General features: G+C 55.4%; 18 protein-coding genes. 1 reads left to right on the top strand and 17 read right to left on the bottom strand.

The features are described 5' to 3' along the window. Positions 1-11: 11 nt before the first annotated feature. The 5 genes from lpdA to KNP81_RS14015 form a co-directional block, all read right to left on the bottom strand. A complete protein-coding gene (lpdA, locus tag KNP81_RS14035; RefSeq protein WP_214720379.1) occupies positions 12-1,421 on the bottom strand; it encodes a dihydrolipoyl dehydrogenase in 1,410 nt (469 codons plus the stop codon). After that, on the bottom strand, positions 1,405-2,496 hold the full coding sequence (gene buk, locus KNP81_RS14030) for a butyrate kinase (protein WP_214720378.1): 1,092 nt from the start codon (positions 2,494-2,496) through the stop codon (positions 1,405-1,407). Before buk ends, lpdA begins: the two co-directional genes overlap by 17 nt. 1 nt (position 2,497) lies before the next feature. Then, positions 2,498-3,619: a Glu/Leu/Phe/Val family dehydrogenase gene (locus tag KNP81_RS14025; protein ID WP_214720377.1), complete on the bottom strand. Its 1,122-nt coding sequence runs from the start codon at positions 3,617-3,619 to the stop codon at positions 2,498-2,500. A 20-nt stretch (positions 3,620-3,639) separates the two neighbouring features. Continuing rightward, positions 3,640-4,536, bottom strand: a complete 897-nt coding sequence (yqiS, locus tag KNP81_RS14020; protein ID WP_021067691.1) for a phosphate butyryltransferase — start codon at positions 4,534-4,536, stop codon at positions 3,640-3,642. Positions 4,537-4,658: 122 nt separating this feature from the next. Beyond that, entirely contained in the window at positions 4,659-6,296 is a 1,638-nt protein-coding gene (locus KNP81_RS14015; RefSeq protein WP_214720376.1) for a sigma 54-interacting transcriptional regulator, read from the bottom strand. Positions 6,297-6,427: 131 nt separating this feature from the next. On the opposite strand from KNP81_RS14015, the gene KNP81_RS14010 reads away from it, so the two are divergent. Then, positions 6,428-6,676 (top strand): DUF2627 family protein, encoded by a 249-nt coding sequence (locus KNP81_RS14010; protein WP_021067693.1) that lies wholly within the window; start codon positions 6,428-6,430, stop codon positions 6,674-6,676. Between the two features lie 615 nt (positions 6,677-7,291). Here the strand turns inward: KNP81_RS14010 and spo0A are convergent. The 12 genes from spo0A to accB all read right to left on the bottom strand — a co-directional run bounded on the left by spo0A (position 7,292) and on the right by accB (position 18,810). Beyond that, positions 7,292-8,023, bottom strand: a complete 732-nt coding sequence (spo0A, locus tag KNP81_RS14005) for a sporulation transcription factor Spo0A (protein ID WP_021067694.1) — start codon at positions 8,021-8,023, stop codon at positions 7,292-7,294. After that, positions 8,024-9,721 (bottom strand): DNA repair protein RecN, encoded by a 1,698-nt coding sequence (recN, locus tag KNP81_RS14000; protein ID WP_214720375.1) that lies wholly within the window; start codon positions 9,719-9,721, stop codon positions 8,024-8,026. It abuts the gene before it with no gap. Between the two features lie 13 nt (positions 9,722-9,734). Next, positions 9,735-10,184 carry a transcriptional regulator AhrC/ArgR gene (gene ahrC / locus KNP81_RS13995; RefSeq protein ID WP_021067696.1) on the bottom strand — a complete coding sequence of 150 codons (450 nt, stop codon included), beginning with the start codon at positions 10,182-10,184 and terminating at the stop codon, positions 9,735-9,737. Positions 10,185-10,323: 139 nt separating this feature from the next. After that, complete coding sequence (locus tag KNP81_RS13990; protein ID WP_214720374.1) at positions 10,324-11,145, bottom strand: TlyA family RNA methyltransferase; 822 nt, start codon at positions 11,143-11,145, stop codon at positions 10,324-10,326. Between the two features lie 6 nt (positions 11,146-11,151). Next, entirely contained in the window at positions 11,152-13,044 is a 1,893-nt protein-coding gene (gene dxs / locus KNP81_RS13985; protein WP_214720373.1) for a 1-deoxy-D-xylulose-5-phosphate synthase, read from the bottom strand. 123 nt (positions 13,045-13,167) lie between these two features. Beyond that, positions 13,168-14,046 (bottom strand): polyprenyl synthetase family protein, encoded by an 879-nt coding sequence (locus KNP81_RS13980; protein WP_214720372.1) that lies wholly within the window; start codon positions 14,044-14,046, stop codon positions 13,168-13,170. Next, positions 14,043-14,273: an exodeoxyribonuclease VII small subunit gene (gene xseB / locus KNP81_RS13975; protein WP_029595272.1), complete on the bottom strand. Its 231-nt coding sequence runs from the start codon at positions 14,271-14,273 to the stop codon at positions 14,043-14,045. The genes KNP81_RS13980 and xseB overlap by 4 nt, the downstream gene beginning before the upstream one ends. Continuing rightward, positions 14,242-15,591 (bottom strand): exodeoxyribonuclease VII large subunit, encoded by a 1,350-nt coding sequence (gene xseA, locus KNP81_RS13970; protein WP_214720371.1) that lies wholly within the window; start codon positions 15,589-15,591, stop codon positions 14,242-14,244. The genes xseB and xseA overlap by 32 nt, the downstream gene beginning before the upstream one ends. Beyond that, positions 15,584-16,420: a bifunctional methylenetetrahydrofolate dehydrogenase/methenyltetrahydrofolate cyclohydrolase FolD gene (gene folD, locus KNP81_RS13965; protein WP_021067702.1), complete on the bottom strand. Its 837-nt coding sequence runs from the start codon at positions 16,418-16,420 to the stop codon at positions 15,584-15,586. Before folD ends, xseA begins: the two co-directional genes overlap by 8 nt. 87 nt (positions 16,421-16,507) lie before the next feature. Next, complete coding sequence (gene nusB, locus KNP81_RS13960; protein ID WP_214720370.1) at positions 16,508-16,891, bottom strand: transcription antitermination factor NusB; 384 nt, start codon at positions 16,889-16,891, stop codon at positions 16,508-16,510. A gap of 112 nt (positions 16,892-17,003) precedes the next feature. Then, on the bottom strand, positions 17,004-18,347 hold the full coding sequence (accC, locus tag KNP81_RS13955) for an acetyl-CoA carboxylase biotin carboxylase subunit (protein WP_214720369.1): 1,344 nt from the start codon (positions 18,345-18,347) through the stop codon (positions 17,004-17,006). 7 nt (positions 18,348-18,354) lie between these two features. Next, entirely contained in the window at positions 18,355-18,810 is a 456-nt protein-coding gene (gene accB, locus KNP81_RS13950) for an acetyl-CoA carboxylase biotin carboxyl carrier protein (RefSeq protein ID WP_214720368.1), read from the bottom strand. Positions 18,811-19,000 lie beyond the last annotated feature (190 nt).

Here is a 19,000-nt window from a genome sequence, read left to right as displayed (position 1 = left end):
CTGTTTCCTCCTTAGGCGTGAATCGGTAATCCATCAACGGCCAGTGCCGCTTCTTGGAACGCTTCGCTCAGCGCCGGGTGAGGATGGACGAGTTGGCCCATTTCCCATGCCGTGGCGTTCAAGACGAGAGCGAGTCCGCCTTCTGTGATTAATTCCGTCGCTTTCGGCCCGACGATGTGTACACCGAGCAGGTCGTCTGTCGTCTTGTCCGACACGAGTTTGACGAATCCATCCGCTTGTCCTTCGATGCGGGCCTTGCCGAGGCCGTTGAAACGATACGTGCCCGTTTTGACTTCATGCCCGGCTGCTTTGGCACCTTCTTCGGTCATGCCGACCGATGCGACTTCTGGGACCCCATAGACACAACGCGGGATCAAGGCGTAATCGAGCGGAGTCGGCTCGTGACCGAGAATCGTCTCGACCGCCTTCACACCTTCTGCCGAAGCGACATGGGCGAGTTGAAGTTTGCCGATGCAGTCTCCGATGGCGAAGATGTGACGTTCTTTCGTCCGATACTGCTCATCGACTTGGATGACACCGTTCTCGACGACAATCGATGTGTTCTGTAACCCGAGATGCTCCGTATTGGCGACCCGTCCGACCGAGACGAGCACACACTCGACCGAGATCATCTCTTCGCCGACCGCGAGCGAGACGGCATCGGTTGCTACTTCTGTACGCTCCGGGTCGACGGTGACGTTCTTCAACACACGGACGCCCCGTTTTTTCAGGAGTCGCTCGACTTCCCGTGACACCGCCTTGTCTTCGAGCGGCAACAGACGCTCCCCGACTTCAATCAGCGTGACCGCGACATCAAGGTCGATGAGCATCGAGGCCCATTCGACACCGATGACTCCACCGCCGACGATGGCGATGGATTCTGGCAACTGTTCGAACTGGAGCAGGTCGTCCGAGTTCAAGATGCGTGTATGGTCAAACGGCAGGCCTGGCAGTTCGCGCGGAATCGATCCTGTCGCGATGATGAGCTGGTTCGGCAAGATGAGCTCGGACTCCCCGGATTCGTCTTCGACCGCGACCGTTCCCGGCTGCGGCGAGAAGATGCTCGGTCCCAAAATCGATGCCTTTCCGCGAAACACCTCGATTTTACCTTGCTTCATCAAGTGCTCAATACCTTTTTCTAGTCCCGCGACCAAGTTGCGTTTGAACGACTGGGCCCGCTCCATGTTGAACGAAACGGATCCCGTCTCAACACCGTACGTGCTCCCGTGTTTTGCCGTCTGATAGACGTGGGCCGCTTTCAACAACGCCTTCGTCGGGATGCAGCCTTTATGTAGACATGTCCCGCCGAGTTTCTCGGCCTCCACGATTGCGACAGTTTTCCCGGCTTGGGCCGCCTTGATGGCTGCGACATATCCGCCAGGACCGCCGCCGATGACGACGATCTCAAATTCTCGTGCCATGTGTATCCCCCTCATATTCTCGAACTGCTTCTTCATGTCGGATGGCCCGGAGTGCGCCTTCGGCGAGTGCCTTCAGCTCATCTTCGCCGGGATAGATGTGGACCGGCGCCAAATAGCCGACGCGCGCACTGATTTGCTCGGTCAGCCAAGTCGAATAGGCGATGCCACCCGTCAACAGAATCGCGTCGACGTCGCCGCGTAGCGTGGCGCCATGTTTGGCGATTTCCTGGGCGACGCGGTATGCCATCGTCTCATAAAGAAGAGCGGCCTGTTCATCACCATCTGCCATGCGCTGTTCGATCTCGATCGCGTCGAACGTTCCGAGGTGGGCAAACAGCCCGCCGCGTCCGACGATTTTTTGTTTCATTTCCGGCTCTTTATACCTGGTACTATAACATAGTTCTACTACCTGTCCAACAGGAATCGAGCCTGCCCGTTCCGGTGCGAGCGGCCCGTCGCCGTCGAGTCCGTTGTTCACATCGATGACGGCCCCTTTGGCGTGGGCACCGACTGTGATACCTCCTCCGAGGTGGGCAATAATCAAGTTGAGTTTTTTGTAATCGCTTCCATTTTCGGCTGCGAAACGTTTTGCGACCGCCTTTTGATTCAAGGCGTGAAAAATGCTGCGACGATTGATCTCTGGCATTCCCGTCGCACGCGCGAGCGGGCTGAGCTCATCGACGACGACTGGATCGACGATGAAATTCGGTACCTGAAATAATTCACCGAGCTTGTGGGCGAGCAAACCGCCCAAGTTCGAGGCGTGCATGCCGAAACGTCCGCTCGCCAAATCCTCACGCATGAGCGGATTGACGGCGTACGTCCCCGACGTCATCGGGGCCAGCAATCCCCCGCGACCGACGATTGCGGACAAGTCCTCGCCCGCAATGCCCGTTTCGGCCAATAAGTCCCGCACTTCACGTTCTCGATGCGGGAGTTGCTCCGGAAGTGACAATCCTGTGACGTCGGCCTCGTGACGGACGGTACGAGATAAAATCTCGTCCGCTCCGTCAAACAAGCCGACCTTCGTCGAAGTCGAACCCGGGTTGATGGCGAGAATGAGCTGTCGTGTCATCTCAGCGCCCACCGAGTAAGCTCTTTTCGACTTTCAAGAACTGGCTGCGCGAACGCGACATCATCTGAATCCGCTCCTCTGCCATCTTCTCGGCGGCGACATGTGTCGGCACCCCGTCGCGCTCGGCGATCTCGAAGACGCGCTGCATGTTGTCATAGATGAGTTCGACTTTCTTCATCGCCCGCTCACGGTTATAGCCTTCGAGCTCGTCGGCCACGTTGATGACACCGCCCGCGTTGATGACGAAGTCCGGCGCATACAGAATGCCGCGCTCTTCGAGCACATCCCCGTGACGATCCTCGGCGAGCTGGTTGTTGGCCGCACCGGCGACGATTTGAGCCTTGAGCATCGGAATCGTCTTGTCATTGATGATCGCACCGAGCGCACACGGGGCGAAGATGTCACAATCGACCGCATAAATCTCGTCCGGTTTGACGACCGTCGCTCCGAAGTCCGTCTCAGCGCGTTTGAGCGCCTCTTCGTTGATGTCGGTGACGACCAAGTGCGCCCCTTCTTCATGTAAGTGACGGCACAAGTTGTAGGCGACGTTGCCGACCCCTTGGACAGCGACTGTCTTGCCGGCGAGCGAATCCGAACCGAACTTCCATTTCGCTGCCGCCTTCATGCCGCGATACACGCCATACGCCGTCACCGGCGATGGGTTGCCGCTCGATCCGAACGCCGGGCTGACGCCGGTCACGTAATCTGTTTCCATGTGGATGAAGTCCATATCGGCGACAGACGTATTGACATCCTCGGCCGTGATATAGCGTCCGCTGAGCGATTGCACGTAACGACCGAATGCACGGAACAACGCCTCTGATTTGTCCGTCTTCGCATTGCCGATGATGACCGCCTTCCCGCCACCAAGGTTCAGTCCCGCCGCCGCGTTTTTGTACGTCATCCCTTTTGCGAGACGAAGGACGTCCGTGAGCGCTTCTTCTTCCGATGCATAGTTCCACATCCGCAGCCCCCCGAGAGCCGGTCCGAGTGTCGTGTCATGAATGGCGATAATCGCCTTCAGTCCTGACGCCTGGTCTTGGCAAAAGACGATTTGCTCATAGTCCTCGGCCTGCAAGACGTCGAAAATTCGAAAGCGTGGTTCCATGTTTGTTTCCATCATTGATGATTCCTCCATAAAATTTATTTTTTAGCGTGCAAGAGCGCGAATGCGAGTGAGTACAGTTTGGCCTCGGCCGTATCGGCCCGGCTCGTCAAAACGACCGGTGCGGCTGCGCCGACGACGATCGCCGCCACGCTCGCTCCGGCAAAGTACATCATCGACTTATAAAGGACGTTGCCGACCTCTATGTATGGGACGAGCAATAGGTCGGCTTGTCCGGCGACCTCACTCTCGATGCCTTTTTGTTTGGCCGCGACCATGTCGACGGCGTTATCGAGCGCAAGCGGTCCGTCGACGACACATCCTTTGATTTGGCCGCGACGGTTCATTTGGGCGAGCAGCGCCGCGTCTGTCGTGGCGGCCATCTGTGGATTGACCACTTCGACGGCGGCGATGGCAGCGACACGCGGTAGCTCGTACCCGATGTCTGTCATCGCATCGACCGCGTTGGCGATGATGTCCACTTTCTCTTCGAGCGTCGGCGCGATATGGATGGCCGCGTCGGTCACGCCGATTAATCGTTCCCGGTTCGGGATTTGAAATAAGGCGATATGGCTGAGCGTCCGATTCGTCCGGAGTCCTGCCTCGCGGCTGAGCACGGCTTTCATGAACGTCGACGTCGCGACCATTCCTTTCATGAGCACATCCGCTTCCCCTGTCTTGACCGCGAGCGTCGCCCGTTTGGCAATCTCTTTATCGCCTTTGACGTGGATGATATCGACCGCGTGATCTTCGATGCCGTGCTCGTCGCATAATCGTTTAATCTCCCGGGCATCTCCAATCAATTTAAATCGAGATAGACCGTGATCGGTCGCGAGTTTGACGGCGCGAATGACCTCCACATCGGCGGCCCCGGCAATCGAGACGGTTCGCCCGTCTAACTGCTTCGCCTTTTCGAGCATCCGTTCAAAATTCATGCATGTCCCCCCTTGCCTGTCTTCATCTACTAACAAGCAATTTTGTTTCCACTTTTGAAAGCGCTTTAATAGGTCGTATAATCTGCACTTTTTTGCATGGCACGAAAAAAAGTGCAGGCAATTTATTGCATACGTTCAAGTTTATTATACAGTGTCCGAATCGAAATGTGTAATCGCCGGGCGGCCTCTGATTTGTTGCCGTCCGCCTCTTCGATGGCCCGTTCAATCAAATCACGCTCATAACGCGACACGGCATCCTGTAACGACAGCGCGTCGGTCGGTCGGGCCGATGCAACGCGCGGTGACAGCTGTAGGTGGTGCGGCGCGATCCACTGCTCGGAACTCGCCATATAGATGATCGCCCGCCCGAGGACATTCTCGAGCTCTCGGACGTTGCCTTTCCAATATTGATTCTTCAACAGCTCGGTCGCCTCGCGGTTCACCCCGCGCACGCTGCGGCCGTACTCTTGGTTCAGCTTGCGGACGATGCGTTCGCAGAGAGGCTCGATTTCTTCGAGCCGATCCCGGAGCGGCGGGATGTGGATCGGCATCCGGTTGATTCGATAATATAAGTCTTCACGGAACGTGCCGTCCGCCACTTTTTGTTCAAGGTCGGCGTTCGTCGCCGCGATGATGCGGACGTCGACCGGAATCGCATTCGTACCCCCGACCCGCACGATTTCATGCTCCTGCAGGACACGGAGTAGTTTGACTTGGACATCGACCGGCAGTTCGCCGATTTCGTCTAAGAAGAGTGAGCCGCCATCGGCCTCTTCGAAATAGCCGACCTTCCCACCACGTTTCGCCCCACTGAAGGCGCCGTCCTCGTAGCCGAACAACTCACTCTCGAGGAGCGTCGGGGAGATGGCCGCGCAATTGACGCGAACGAATTTCTTGTATTTGCGCGGGGACTCACCGTGGATGGCGTGGGCGAACAGTTCCTTGCCCGTCCCCGACTCCCCGCGAATAAGGACGGTGACTGGCGTGACCGCGGCGAGGCGGGCCTGTTCGATGACGAAGCGCATCGCGTCGCTCGACGCGATGATGTCGGCGAACTGGTATTTCGCCTCGAGGTTGCGGATGCGTGTCTTCGCTTCTTGCAGCTCGTCACGGAGCGCTCGGATTTGAGACACGTCCCGGATGACACCGACCGACCCGCGCAACTTCCCTTCGACGATAATCGGTTCGGCATTGACGAGAATGTCGCGCCGAGTCGCCCCGATTTGCATCCGGATATCGCGGACTCCTTGCCCGGTCGACAGCACTTTCAAGTGGACACTCTCCTGCATGCCGATGTCGGCCGTCGCCGGCTTGTCGACGACGTCTTCTTTCTTGAATCCCGTCAGTCGCGTATAGGACGGATTGATTAAAATCGTGTTCCCGTTGTAATCGGCGACCGAGATGGCCTCGCTCGTACAATCGATAATCGCCTCGAGCATCTGTTGATTTTGCTTCAGCCGTTCGACGACGATGCGGATGAACTCGCCGGGCAAGACGACCGCGTCGGCGAAATGTCCTTTCAACTCATCGAACGTCTCGGAGCGGCCCGTCGTCTCAATCACGAAATCGAGACGCTTGTCGGCACATGCCCGCCAATCCTCCGCCGTCATAATCCCCTGGTTCCGCGCGAGTTGCATCCCTTCGGCCGTCGGCTCCGGGTCGATGACGGCGACGACGGTGACGAGCGGCGAGTCGAGCAACATTTTCAGCACCTCGGTCCCGCCTTTCCCCGCACCGACAATCATCAATCGTTTATTCATTCAGACATCCCCCATTTTTACCGTTCTGCATTCATGCTACTGAACCTGAACTGATTTCGCAACCTCACAAAAAAGGCCGTGTCGAGCTATATATTTTCTGGTAAACTTATGAGTGTTAAGGAGGAGATCTTATGCGTATCATCGCACTGTTGATCTTAATCATCCCTGGCCTCTTCGGTGTCTATGGCATCAAGTTACTTCGCGACAGTTTCTTCCTCAAGACGAGCGTCCCGTTCTCTTGGATCGAGTCGGTGGCAGCCGCCTCGATGTTACAAGGAACGTTTGGACTGTTGATCGCGATGGGCGGGATCGGTTTCGTGGCAGGTTATATCTTCAATCGTGACAAGAAAACAGGCAAAGTCCCACGAATAGATTCTTGAACACAAAAAAAGGTTCCCTAACTTGACTTCATTTCAAGTGCGGAACCTTTTTATTCGTATTGAATTGTGATCACTACGGATGATCTCCTCTCCTACTTGCTACAATCTTGTGACATGAGGCTCCAATGGTCTTCTTAATGAAGAAGTTTGAAAGAAAGTAGTAACTGCCGTCTTGCGTGAACGGAAACGTACCCATTCGAGTTACTAACGATTATTCATCGGGTCATGTCGAACCATCCATCGTGAAGTCGAACGCTTGCCATAAACTGTTCAACGGTTGACAACACTCCTTTTGGTCAACTGAACGATTCGTTTTCCCCGGACACGGTCCCTAGCTTCGAACTCGATGCCGGAATCGCCTCGCGAATGAGCGTACGTCGCGACCTCTCGTCGGGACGATGACGATTTGAGATGTCGTTCCCACCTCTGAGCTATTGACGGATAGCGGTCCGAGATGATTTCTTGCTCTAACACGTTCCGGAACGCGTTAGAAAGCGTTCATCTGACGCTCGTCCAAGTAACTTGGTACACCTTTATTATAACAAGTTCCGCATGATTTGCAAGCGCTTTCTTTCACAGAGTAAAAGAAAATCAGGAGGAGGGCCTCCTGATCGATTATTGCTGTTTAAACGATTGATACGTGACGAAATACGAGATGAATTCCGAGTTTTTCGGACTGCGCTCGCGCTCAGGGCGACCGTTAAACATCTCGTGGTCCCGCATCCCGTTCTCCCACGCCGTCTTGATGGCGTGGCGCATCGCCCGCTCGACGCGGGACGAGGTCGTCTCATGCTCTTTCGCAATCATCGGATAGAGCTCCTTCGTGATCAATCCGAGCAGCTCCTGACGCTCTCGGACGTAGACGACGGCTTGGCGGATATATTTGAACCCTTTGATGCGCGGCGAGATGCCGAGTTGTTGCAGCAAGAGCGAGATGTCGAGTTCTTCCGGCGACATCGCTTCGAACTCACGGCTCGATCCGGCGGCGAGTTCGCGGATTTTCGTGATCAATTGTTGAATGTTGAACGGCTTGACCAAAAAATAAGAAGCGCCGAGTTGAACTGCCTGCTTCGTGACTTCATCTTTCCCGAACGCACTGAGCATAATCACTTCTGGTTTAGCGTGCGCCAATTCCGTCTGTAACCGTTCGAGGACGCCGATGCCGTCTAAGTGAGGCATGATGATGTCGAGCAGCAGCACGTCCGGCTGGTGTGTCTTGACGACGTCTAAGCATGCCTCGCCGTCGTAGGCGGTCCCAACGACTTTTAAGTCGTCTTCGGACTCGAGTTGGCGGGTCAACAAATCGACGATTTCTCGATTGTCGTCCGCGATGCATAATGTGATCAATTAAGACACCCCTTCGATAAACTTCCGTTTTAATTGGAGAGACATAGTGAGCAGTTCCTCCACGTGTTGTTTCGTCAATTCCGTCATCTGCGCCCCGGCAATCATCCGTCCGAGCTCATCGATCCGTTCGGCATGCCCGAGCGGCGAGACGTTCGTCTTCGTGCGCTCATCCGTCTCCGTCTTCGTGATATACAAATGCTGGTCCGCCATGGCGGCCACTTGGGCCAAATGGGTGATGCAGAGCACTTGCGATCCGACCGATAACCGGAAAATCTTCTCGCCCATCGCTTGGGCAACACGTCCCGACACACCAGTGTCGACTTCGTCGAAAATGATGGATGCGACACCGACAGTGCGCAAGAAAATCGACTTCAACGCGAGCATAACACGGGACAGTTCTCCGCCTGAAGCGACTTTGGCGAGCGGCTTGAACGGTTCGCCGACGTTCGTCATCATATAGAACTCGACTTGGTCGAGTCCGTCCGCTTTGAACGACCCTTCTTTGAACCGGACTTCGAACTGGGTCTTCTCCATATACAATTCCTTCAATTCACGCTGAATCGCTTTCTCGAGCTCTGTTGCCGCTTGTTTGCGTGCCGCCGATAACGCCAGTCCGGTCGTACGCACTTTTTGTTCGAGCCGGGCGAGCCGGTCCGATAGTTCTTGCAAATGTTCTTCCCGATTCGTCATCGATTTTAACTCGTCGGCGATTTTCTCCCCATACGTGATGACCTCGTCGATCGTGGCCCCGTATTTCCGTTTCAACTGTTGAAACAAGGCGAGCCTCGTCTCAATCTCATCAAGTCGAATCGGGTCAAATTCGAGTGAATCGAGCTGGTCACGCAACTGGAATTTGGCGTCCTCGAGCAAGAAGTAAGCGTTCGAGATCGTCTCGGACATCGGCGCGAGCGAAGTCGACAATGAGGAAGCTTCCTCCATCTCGCGCATGGCGATTCCGATTTGATCGAGACCTTTCGCCTCATCCGCGACGGCCTCATACGATAACCGGACGTGCTGATGAATCCGCTCGAAGTTGGCGAGCTCGTTCCGTTCCTCGGTGAGCGCCTGTTCTTCCCCGACCTTCAGTTCGGCCGCCTCAATCTCATTCGTCTGGAACGCGAGCAGGTCCATGCGCTGGGCCAGCTCTTGTTCGCTTTGACTCAATCGTTTCAACTCGTCGGCGACGTTCTTCCAATCGACGTAAGCCTCTCGATAACGTTCGAGGAGCGGGGCAAGCTCGGTTTCGGCAAAACTATCTAAAATGCCGAGATGGTATTCGGCATCCATCAAGTGCTGGTGTTCATGCTGGCCGTGAATATCGACGAGCAGCCGTCCGAGCTCACGAAGCGTCGACAGCGGCATCATCTTGCCGTTGACACGGCAAACGCTCTTTCCGCTGCTATGTAGGTCGCGGCGCAAAATGACGGTCCCTTCTTCAATCTCGATGCCGTATTGGGTCGCCGCCTCGATGATCGGATGGTCTGGTTCGACGTTGAACAGCCCTTCGATCTCCGCCTTGTCTTGGCCATAGCGGACGAACTCGCTCGAACCTCGGCCCCCGACGAGCAGGCCGATCGCATCGAGCAAGATTGATTTTCCGGCTCCGGTCTCACCCGTCAATACGGTCATCCCACGGTTGAACGTGATATTCAGTTCATCGATGATCGCAAATTGTTTGATCGATAGTTCTGCTAACATACGATAGTTCACCTCATAACATTCCGAGTAGTCGTTCGATGATTCGCTTCGCCTGGTCTTCGTCGCGGGCAATCATCAAGATTGTGTCGTCCCCGCACACCGTTCCAATCAATTCATCCCATGACAAATGGTCAATCAAGACACCAATCGCATCCGCATTGCCCGGTAATACTTTCATGACGACCAAGTTTTGGGCCGAGTCGACCGAGACGAAACTGTCTCCGAGGATTCGTTTCATCTTGCCGTACGGATTGAAGCGTTGATCGGCCGGCAGACTATACTTATAGCGGCCGTCATTGAGCGGCACTTTCACGAGATGAAGCTCTTTAATGTCTCGTGACACAGTTGCCTGCGTCACTGGATATCCAGAGCGATGTAGCTCATCGACGAGCTCGTCTTGTGTCTCGATTTCACGATTGGTCACGATTTCTCGAATTTTAATCAAGCGCTGTCCTTTGTTCATACTCGCTGACACCTCATTTTATGTTTCGCATACTCAGTATCATTCTAAAGTATTGTCGAAAAAAGGTCTAGCTTTCGCGGGATGAATTCCCTGGATCGGCGAGCGGACACAAAAAAACTGCAGACAAGACGTCTGCAGCTCAAGCGTTCTTCTTCAATTGCGCGTGGGCGGCGTCGATGACCGCGTCCACGTCGATGGCTGGGTCGACACTGCCGACGCCGATGAAACGGGCGAACAATAAGAACTCGATATTCCCATCCCCACCGGTGATCGGCGAGAAGTCGAGTCCCGCAACTTCGAACCCTTCCGAGGCGAAGTAACGGACCATGTCGTCGACGACCCGTTCATGGATGGCACGGTCCCGGACGATGCCTTTCTTGCCGACATCGGCCTTCCCGGCCTCAAATTGCGGTTTGACGAGCGCCATGACGATGCCGTTAGGCTTCAAGATCGTCTTCAACGGCGGAATCATGAGCCGAAGCGAGATAAATGAGACGTCAATCGTCGCAAAGTCCGGCGCCACCGGAAACTGGTCCGCGGTCGCATGGCGGAAGTTCATCCGCTCCATGACGACGACACGGTCATCGCTCCGCAGCTTCCATGCCAATTGGTTATAACCGACGTCGACGGCATACATCTGCGCAGCGCCGTTTTGGAGCGCGCAATCAGTAAACCCGCCTGTCGATGAACCGATATCGATGCCGATGTTACCAGCTACATCGAACGGGAAGACTTGGAGCGCTTTTTCAAGCTTCAGTCCCCCCCGTCCGACGTATGGCAACACTTGGCCTTTCACTTCGAGCGGGATGTCGTCAAACACTTTGTCCCCCGCCTTATCAAGCCGTTCGGTCCCACTATAGACGAGACCGGCCATGACGGCCCGTTTCGCTTTCTCTCTCGTCTCCGCTAAGCCGCGGTCGACGAGGAGTACATCTAATCTAGTTTTCTTTCGTTTTTCCATAGTTCCTCACACATTCTGTCGATTTGTCACTTGAACGAACTGCTGAACCGAGTCAGCGATTTGCGTCGGACGGAGCCCGATTTCTTCGAGCAATTGATTGACGCCGCCGTGTTCGATATAGCGGTCCGGAATGCCAAGTCGGAGCACACGCGGGAACTGCCCGGCATCGCTCGCATGTTCGAGCACACTGCTGCCGAAACCTCCGGCGAGCGCCGCTTCCTCTAACGTGACGAGCGGGATGCCTTCCGCGTATAAAGCGGAGAGCATGACGTCGTCGAGCGGTTTGATTGTCCGAGCGTTGATGACACGGACGCTCACTTGCCCTTCAAGCAGTGCACGCACTTCAAGCGCGTCTTGCACTTGTGGACCGAACGTCAAGATGGCGACATCCGTTCCGTCCGCGACCGTCTCCCAGACGTCGAGCGGCAATTCGCGGAGCGTCTCGCTCATCGGTGTCCCGATTCCTTCGCCGCGCGGGAAACGGACGGCGATTGGACCGTCATCATACTTCAGCGCCGAATAGACGAGATGTTGCAATTCCTCTTCGTCTTTCGCCATCAAGATGCGAATGTTCGGCACGTGGCGCATAAAGGCGATATCGAACACGCCTTGGTGCGTCTCCCCGTCCGCTCCGACGAGACCAGAACGATCGATCGTGAAGACGACGTTCAAGTTTTGACGGCAAATGTCGTGCACGAGCTGATCATAGGCGCGTTGGAAGAACGTCGAATAAATCGAGACGACCGGCTTCAAGCCTTGTGTCGCCTGTCCTCCGGCCAATGTGACCGCATGTTGCTCGGCGATGCCGACGTCAAACATCCGCTCCGGGAATTGCTTGTTGAAGCAATCGAGTTTCGAGCCGACGCTCATCGCTGGTGTGATGAGTGTCACGCGCTCGTCCGTCTCGGCGACTTTCGTGATCGTCTCAGCGACGACCTTCGAATAGCTCGGTCCTTTGACCTTGCCTTTGATGACTTCTCCCGACTCGATTTTATACGGTCCGAGACCGTGCCACGTGCCGACACCATCGAGTTCGGCCGGACGATAGCCCTTGCCTTTTTTCGTGATGACGTGAACGATGACCGGTCCATCGATTTTCTTGGCGTACTCGAGCGTCTCGAGCAGGTCGCGTAAATCGTGACCGTCCGTCGGTCCGAAGTACGTGAATCCGAGCTCTTCGAAGAACGTCCCTGGGATGAGCGCTGATTTCAGCATATCCTTCACGCGTTCGCCGCTCCGTTCGAGCGAGTTGCCGACGATCGGGATATGTTTGATGAGCGTCTCGACTTCCTCACGGGCGTGTTTCAGTTTACGTGACGACCGCATCCGGCCGAGCATGTTGTGCATCGCGCCGACGTTCGGCGCGATTGACATCTCGTTATCGTTCAAGATGACGATGACATTTTGTTTCTCGGCGCCGATATGGTTGAGCGCTTCGAGCGCCATTCCCCCAGTGAGCGCCCCGTCCCCGATGATGGCGATGGCCCGGTCGTTCGAGCGTCCTTTCAACTCGTTCGCGATGGCGATTCCCATCGCGGCCGATAAGGACGTCGAGCTGTGCCCCGTCTCCCAGACGTCATGATCGCTCTCACAACGCTTCGGGAATCCGCATAAGCCGTTGTATTGACGCAGCGTATCGAACTGACTCGTTCGTCCTGTCAAGATTTTGTGGACGTACGCTTGATGCCCCACGTCCCATACGAGTTGGTCTTTCGGACTGTCAAATACACGGTGCAAGGCAAGCGTCAATTCGACAACCCCTAGGTTTGGTCCCAAGTGCCCTCCCGTTTCAGCCAATTTTTCAATCAAAAACCGTCTGATGTCTGCGCCGAGCGCTTCTAACTCGGGTACCGACATCTTTTTTAAGAATGACGGGTCTTGAATGGATGTCAAGTCCATGATGACCATCCTTTCTCCTGTCTTATTACTGATTCGTACCTTACATTTTACAAGAATGTGTCCATAGATGCTATACATTCACAAAAACAAAGGTGACACGATGTGCTCATCGTGTCACCGAGATTAATGATTGCGTCGTACGACGAAGTCGAGAAGCTCCCGTAAAAGCGGGGCCTCGACCGAAAGTTCGGCCAGTGCGGCCTCACTTTCCGTGACTTCTTGTTCCAGCGCTTTTTTCGCTCCATCGAGACCGAGCAGTTTCGGATACGTCGCTTTATCGTTTCCTTCGTCCGAACCGACTCGTTTCCCGATGAGCGCCTCGTCTCCTTCGACGTCTAAAATATCGTCTTGGATTTGGAAGGCGACCCCGAGATGTTTTCCGAACCGTGCGAGCGCCTGACGATCCGTCTCGGAAGCGTCCGAAAGGATGGCCCCCGCTTCAAGGGCATACACGAGAAGCGCCCCAGTCTTCCGCTCATGGATTGATTGCAGAGTCGACAGTGTCACACCGCTCCGTTTTTCAGCGAGCATGTCATCGAGCTGACCGCCGACCATGCCGGCGCTACCTGCCGCTTCACTGAAGCGGGCGATGAGTGCGACGCTCTTCACTGGTTCGAGCTCCGCATGGGCCAGAATCCGAAACGCGTCCGTCAATAGGGCGTCGCCTGCGAGAATCGCGGTCGCCTCATCGAACCGACGATGATTCGTCGGACGCCCACGCCTTACGTCGTCATCATCCATCGCCGGAAGGTCGTCGTGGATGAGGGAGTACGTGTGAACCATCTCGAGGGCGACGGCCGCTTCATGACCGAGCGCCCGCGGACGTCCATATGTATCGAGGACGGCATAAAGGAGAGCCGGACGAATCCGCTTCCCCCCTGCCTCGAGTGAGTACGTCATCGATTGGAATAAACGTTCCGGCATCGACGACGCGTCAATGAGACGGCGTGTCGCCGTCTCGACTTCCTGTTTCCACTCTTGAAGATAGGCTTGCGCGCTCATACGGTGCCACCCTTTTCACGGAGCGTCCCATCGAGTTCGAGAATCTCGTCCATCTTCTGTTCCGCGGCCGTCAGTTTGGCCTGGCAGAGTGCCGACAAGCGGACACCTTCCTCATAGAGGGTCATCGCTTCTTCAAGGGCGACTTCTCCTGTCTCGAGTTGCGTCACGATTTCCTCGAGGCGGGCGAGTGCCGCTTCAAACGTCTGTTCTGCTTGTTGTTTCGCCATCATGTCTCTCCTTCACTTCCGCAACGGCTTGGCCATCCCGAAACCGGATTGTCACCAGGCCGTCATGTAGTTGTTTGACATCTTTCACGTACGTCCCATCCTGCTCAATCAACGTATATCCTCGAGCGAGCACGGCGAGAGGACTGACCGCGTTCAAGCGACCGACTTGGGCTGCAAAGCGGTCCGTCGGTCGTTCGAGTGGCCGGATGCGCTTGAGGCGACCGTCGAATTGTCGGTGTGTCTCCTCGTTGCGACGAAGCGTCTGCGCCAGCTTTCGGACATCGAGCTGTTGTCGGGACTGGGCAAGGCGATGTTTGGCATGTGTCACTTGTTTCGTGACACCTTGTTCGAGCCGAATCTCGGCTTGTTCGAACCGCTCCCGCTTTTGTGTGAGCGTGAAGCGGGGCGACTTTAAGCCGTAACTGTTCGTCGCCCGACCGAGCCGTTCCCGAATCGACGACATCTGATTCGTGACGGACCGGGTCAACTGGGCCGTCAACCGTTCGACGTCTTTTCGTTGCGCCTCGATCGTCGCTGTCGCGAGCTCTGCCGCCGCCGTCGGAGTCGCGGCCCGCACGTCGGCGACAAAGTCAGCCAACGTGAAATCGGTTTCGTGCCCGACGGCCGAGATGACAGGAATCCTAGATTCGTGAATCGCTTCGACGACGACGTCCTCGTTGAACGCCCATAACTCTTCAATCGACCCGCCACCTCGGCCGACGATTAACACGTCGCAATCGGTGCGTTCGTTCATCCATCGAATCGCGCTCGCCACTTGCGGGGCGGATTGATCGCCTTGGACGGCGACGGGCGCAAACGTGATGGCCACGTGCGGCGCACGACGCCTGAGTGTCGTGGCAATATCGTGGAGGGCCGCTCCTTTCGGCGAAGTGATAATCCCGATTCGCTCCGGGAAGGCCGGCAGTGGACGTTTCCGTTCCGTTGCGAACCATCCCTTCGCCTCAAGCTCACGTTTTCGTGCCTCATACCGTTCGAACAACATCCCGATGCCGTCCTGTCGCATCAGTTCCACGTAAAGCTGGATGTCGCCTGTCGATTCGTACATCGTCACGCGGGCGACGACGATCACATTCATCCCGTCTTTCGGTTCGAAGTTGAGCGTCCGGGCGTCACGAGAGAACATGACCGCCTTCATCCGCGACGATTCGTCTTTGAGGGTGAAATAACAGTGCCCGGAGGCGTACCGTTTGAAGTTCGAAATCTCGCCGATGACGGCAAGTTGTTGCAAAATCGGGTCATCGTCGAGCTGTCGCTTCACGTAACGGACGACTTCGGAAACTTGAATCGGATTATCCACGAGAGGCGACCTCGACCGTGTTGTGCATGAGCATCGTAATCGTCATGGGGCCGACACCACCCGGAACAGGGGTGATTGCGCTCGCGACATCACGGACACCTGCAAAGTCGACGTCCCCGACGAGACGGCTGTCGACGCGGTTGACACCGACATCGATGACAATCGCCCCGGGTTTGACCATGTCAGCTGTGACGAGACCGGCCCGACCGACGGCGACAATCAAAATATCGGCCTGCCGTGTCATCGCCCCGAGATCATTCGTCTTCGAATGGCAGTAGGTCACCGTCGCGGATTCGTTCAAGAACAGCATCCCGACCGGTTTCCCGACGATTTGGCTGCGACCGACGACGACGACGTGCTTGCCGACCAAGTCGGTCTGCGTCTTGACGAGGTGTAGAATCCCGTGCGGTGTACATGGCAATAGCGTCTCGAGACCGAGCATCATCTTCCCGACGTTCGTCGGATGGAACCCATCCACGTCTTTGTCCGGTGAGATGCGCATGATGACGCGATTCTCATCGATATGCTTCGGCAACGGCAACTGCACGAGAATACCGTGCAACTCGTCGTCCGCGTTCATCGAATCAATCAGTTCGAGCACTTCACGTTCTGAAATCGTGTCATCGAAGCGAATTACTTGCGAATCGATGCCGATGTCAGCCGCTGCCCGCTCTTTCCCCCGGACGTAGCTGTGGCTCGCCGGATCATCCCCGATTAAAATGACTTTCAGTTTCGGTACGATGCCGCGCGCACGGAGCGCACTGACCCGTTCTTTCAACGTCTCCCGATATGATGCTGCGATTTGTTTCCCGTCGATCACTACTGCCATCTCTCTCATCCCCCGTTGTCTTAGGTTTCTCTGTAGTTGGTGTGGTGTCTTCTCTATTTGTTTAACAGACCGTATTCTTGTCTTCGCTTACGCTTTGATGATGTTACCGAGCACGCCGTTGACGAGCTTGGCCGCTTCCTCATCGGCGAACGATTTGGCGAGTTCGACCGCCTCGTTGATCGTCACTTTGTCCGGAATCGTCTCGACGTAGAGCAACTCGTACGTCGCCATGCGGAGAATCGTCCGCTCGACATTTCCGAGACGATCGAGTCTCCAGTTTTTCAAGTTTTCGATGAGCAATTCGTCAATCTCATCTTTCTTTTCTAACGTCTCAACGACGAGTTGTTCGTAGAATGGATCTGAATCCATGCCATCGAGGGCAAATTCAATGGCCTCGTCTACCTCAAGTTTTGATACTTCGATTTGAAAAAGCGTTTGGATCGCTTTTTCCCGTGCTTCATGACGTTTCATTCAGATACTCTCCTTTTGCATGCTTTCATTGTGATAGTTTAGCATAAAGCCTCCATAAATTCAGTACAAAAAACCAGGAAGCCCAAATAATGTTCGGGCTTCCTGGTCAAGGTCATTTCGTGAGCGTCATTTCTTTTTCGACAAATTTCGTGTCGAACGCCCCTGTTCGAAAACGTTCATGGGCCATGACTTGTTGATGGAACGGGATCGTCGTGTGGATGCCCGATACGGTGAACTCGTGGAGTGCGCGAAGCATCTTCGCGATTGCCTCTTCCCGAGTCGGGGCATGGACGATCAGCTTCGCCACCATCGAATCATAGAACGGCGGGATGACAGCACCGGCATAGAGACCGCTGTCGACTCGGACGCCCATGCCGCCAGGAACGATATACTGATCGATTTTCCCGGCCATCGGACGGAAATCTGCAAACGGGTCTTCCGCATTGATGCGGCATTCGATCGAGTGACCACTAAATTTGATGTCCGCCTGGCTAATCGCAAGCGGATGGCCAAGTGCGACTTCGAGTTGTGCTTGGACGAGGTCGAAGCCGGTAATCATTTCGGTGACCGGGTGTTCGACTTGGATTCGCGTGTTCATCTCCATGAAATAAAACTCGTTCGATTCCGGTACGTAAATGAACTCGATCGTACCCGCACCCGAATACTGAATCGCTTTGGCCGCTTTCACGGCTGCGTCGCCCATCGCTTGACGGGTCGTCTCATCGATTGCCGGGGATGGCGCTTCCTCGACCAACTTCTGCATCCGGCGCTGAATCGTACAGTCCCGCTCCCCGAGGTGGATGACGTTGCCGTATTGATCGGCGAGCACTTGCACCTCGACGTGGCGGAACGACTCAATGTATTTCTCCAAATAGACGTCGCCGTTGCCGAACGCCTGCTTCGCTTCTTTACGTGTGTCGGTGAGCCCTTTCAAAAGCTCAGACTCGTCAAAGGCGACACGGATTCCACGCCCTCCGCCCCCGGCCGTCGCCTTGATGATGACCGGATATCCAATCTCGCGGGCGAGTTCGATCGCTTCCTCGTCGGTGACGACACCGCTCGACCCCGGGACGACCGGAACGCCCGATTCAATCATCGTTCGTTTCGCCTCGTCCTTGATGCCCATCTTCCGAATCGCATAGCTACTCGGTCCGACGAACTGAATGCCGCACGCCTCGCTCATCTCGGCGAACTCGGCGTTCTCGGCTAAGAAGCCATAACCTGGATGAATCATCGTCGCATCGACCGCGCACGCGACCGACAAGATGTTCGGGATATTCAAGTATGAGTCTTTCGACGGGTTCGGTCCGATGCAGTATGCCTCATCAGCAAGACGGACGTGCAACGCCTCGCGGTCCGCTTCCGAGAATACGGCGACCGTCGGGATATTTAACTCTTTCGCGGCCCGGATGATACGGACCGCAATCTCTCCACGGTTAGCAATGAGTAGTTTCATACATACCTCACTTCACGCTGAAGAGCGCTTGGCCGTATTCGACTAAATCGCCATCCGCGACGAGGATCTCGACAATCTCCCCGCCGATTTCCGTCTCGACATCATTGAACAGTTTCATCGCTTCTAAAATACAGACGACCTGTCCGGCTTCGACGCGGTCGCCGACTTGAACGTAAGCGTCTTTGTCCGGTGCCGGACGCGAATAGAACGTCCCGACCATCGGTGACGTGATCGTGCGCAAGTTGCTCGGCGCAGGTGTTGGTGCCGCTTCTTGTTCTGTCTCGACGACTGGCGCAGGTGCTGCGACCGGGGCCGCGTGCACGATCGGTGTATGAGTGGCGGCGAATTGTGGAGCCGCTTCTTTTTTCAATGAAAGTTTAAACTCCGGCGTCTCGAGTTCCATCTCGTGAACGGACGTCTGATCGAGTAATGTGATCAGCTCTTTAATGTGTTCGATTTGCATGAAATAACCCCCTGTTTATACCTGGTACTAATCTCTACTCTACTATAACTGGTCAGACCAGTGAATGCAACGACAAAAAAAGGGCCCATTCCGAAGAATGGACTGGGCTAACCTAAATTTTTGAGACAATATAAAAACACCTTCGCAGTGGTACACTTAAAAAAAGTGCTAGCATCGGAGGTGTTTTTGC

Source organism: Exiguobacterium sp. s149 (assembly GCF_018618395.1).
Lineage (GTDB): Bacteria > Bacillota > Bacilli > Exiguobacteriales > Exiguobacteriaceae > Exiguobacterium > Exiguobacterium chiriqhucha.
This window is presented reverse-complemented; position numbering and strand designations above follow the sequence as displayed.

Coding starts and splice junctions, on each gene's coding strand:
- lpdA (WP_214720379.1), bottom strand. CDS start 1,421: ATGGCACGAGAATTTGAGATCGTCGTCATCGGCGGCGGTCCTGGCGGA.
- buk (WP_214720378.1), bottom strand. CDS start 2,496: ATGACACGACAGCTCATTCTCGCCATCAACCCGGGTTCGACTTCGACG.
- KNP81_RS14025 (WP_214720377.1), bottom strand. CDS start 3,619: ATGATGGAAACAAACATGGAACCACGCTTTCGAATTTTCGACGTCTTG.
- yqiS (WP_021067691.1), bottom strand. CDS start 4,536: ATGAATTTTGAACGGATGCTCGAAAAGGCGAAGCAGTTAGACGGGCGA.
- KNP81_RS14015 (WP_214720376.1), bottom strand. CDS start 6,296: ATGAATAAACGATTGATGATTGTCGGTGCGGGGAAAGGCGGGACCGAG.
- KNP81_RS14010 (WP_021067693.1), top strand. CDS start 6,428: ATGCGTATCATCGCACTGTTGATCTTAATCATCCCTGGCCTCTTCGGT.
- recN (WP_214720375.1), bottom strand. CDS start 9,721: ATGTTAGCAGAACTATCGATCAAACAATTTGCGATCATCGATGAACTG.
- ahrC (WP_021067696.1), bottom strand. CDS start 10,184: ATGAACAAAGGACAGCGCTTGATTAAAATTCGAGAAATCGTGACCAAT.
- KNP81_RS13990 (WP_214720374.1), bottom strand. CDS start 11,145: ATGGAAAAACGAAAGAAAACTAGATTAGATGTACTCCTCGTCGACCGC.
- dxs (WP_214720373.1), bottom strand. CDS start 13,044: ATGGACTTGACATCCATTCAAGACCCGTCATTCTTAAAAAAGATGTCG.
- KNP81_RS13980 (WP_214720372.1), bottom strand. CDS start 14,046: ATGAGCGCGCAAGCCTATCTTCAAGAGTGGAAACAGGAAGTCGAGACG.
- xseB (WP_029595272.1), bottom strand. CDS start 14,273: ATGGCGAAACAACAAGCAGAACAGACGTTTGAAGCGGCACTCGCCCGC.
- folD (WP_021067702.1), bottom strand. CDS start 16,420: ATGGCAGTAGTGATCGACGGGAAACAAATCGCAGCATCATATCGGGAG.
- nusB (WP_214720370.1), bottom strand. CDS start 16,891: ATGAAACGTCATGAAGCACGGGAAAAAGCGATCCAAACGCTTTTTCAA.
- accC (WP_214720369.1), bottom strand. CDS start 18,347: ATGAAACTACTCATTGCTAACCGTGGAGAGATTGCGGTCCGTATCATC.
- accB (WP_214720368.1), bottom strand. CDS start 18,810: ATGCAAATCGAACACATTAAAGAGCTGATCACATTACTCGATCAGACG.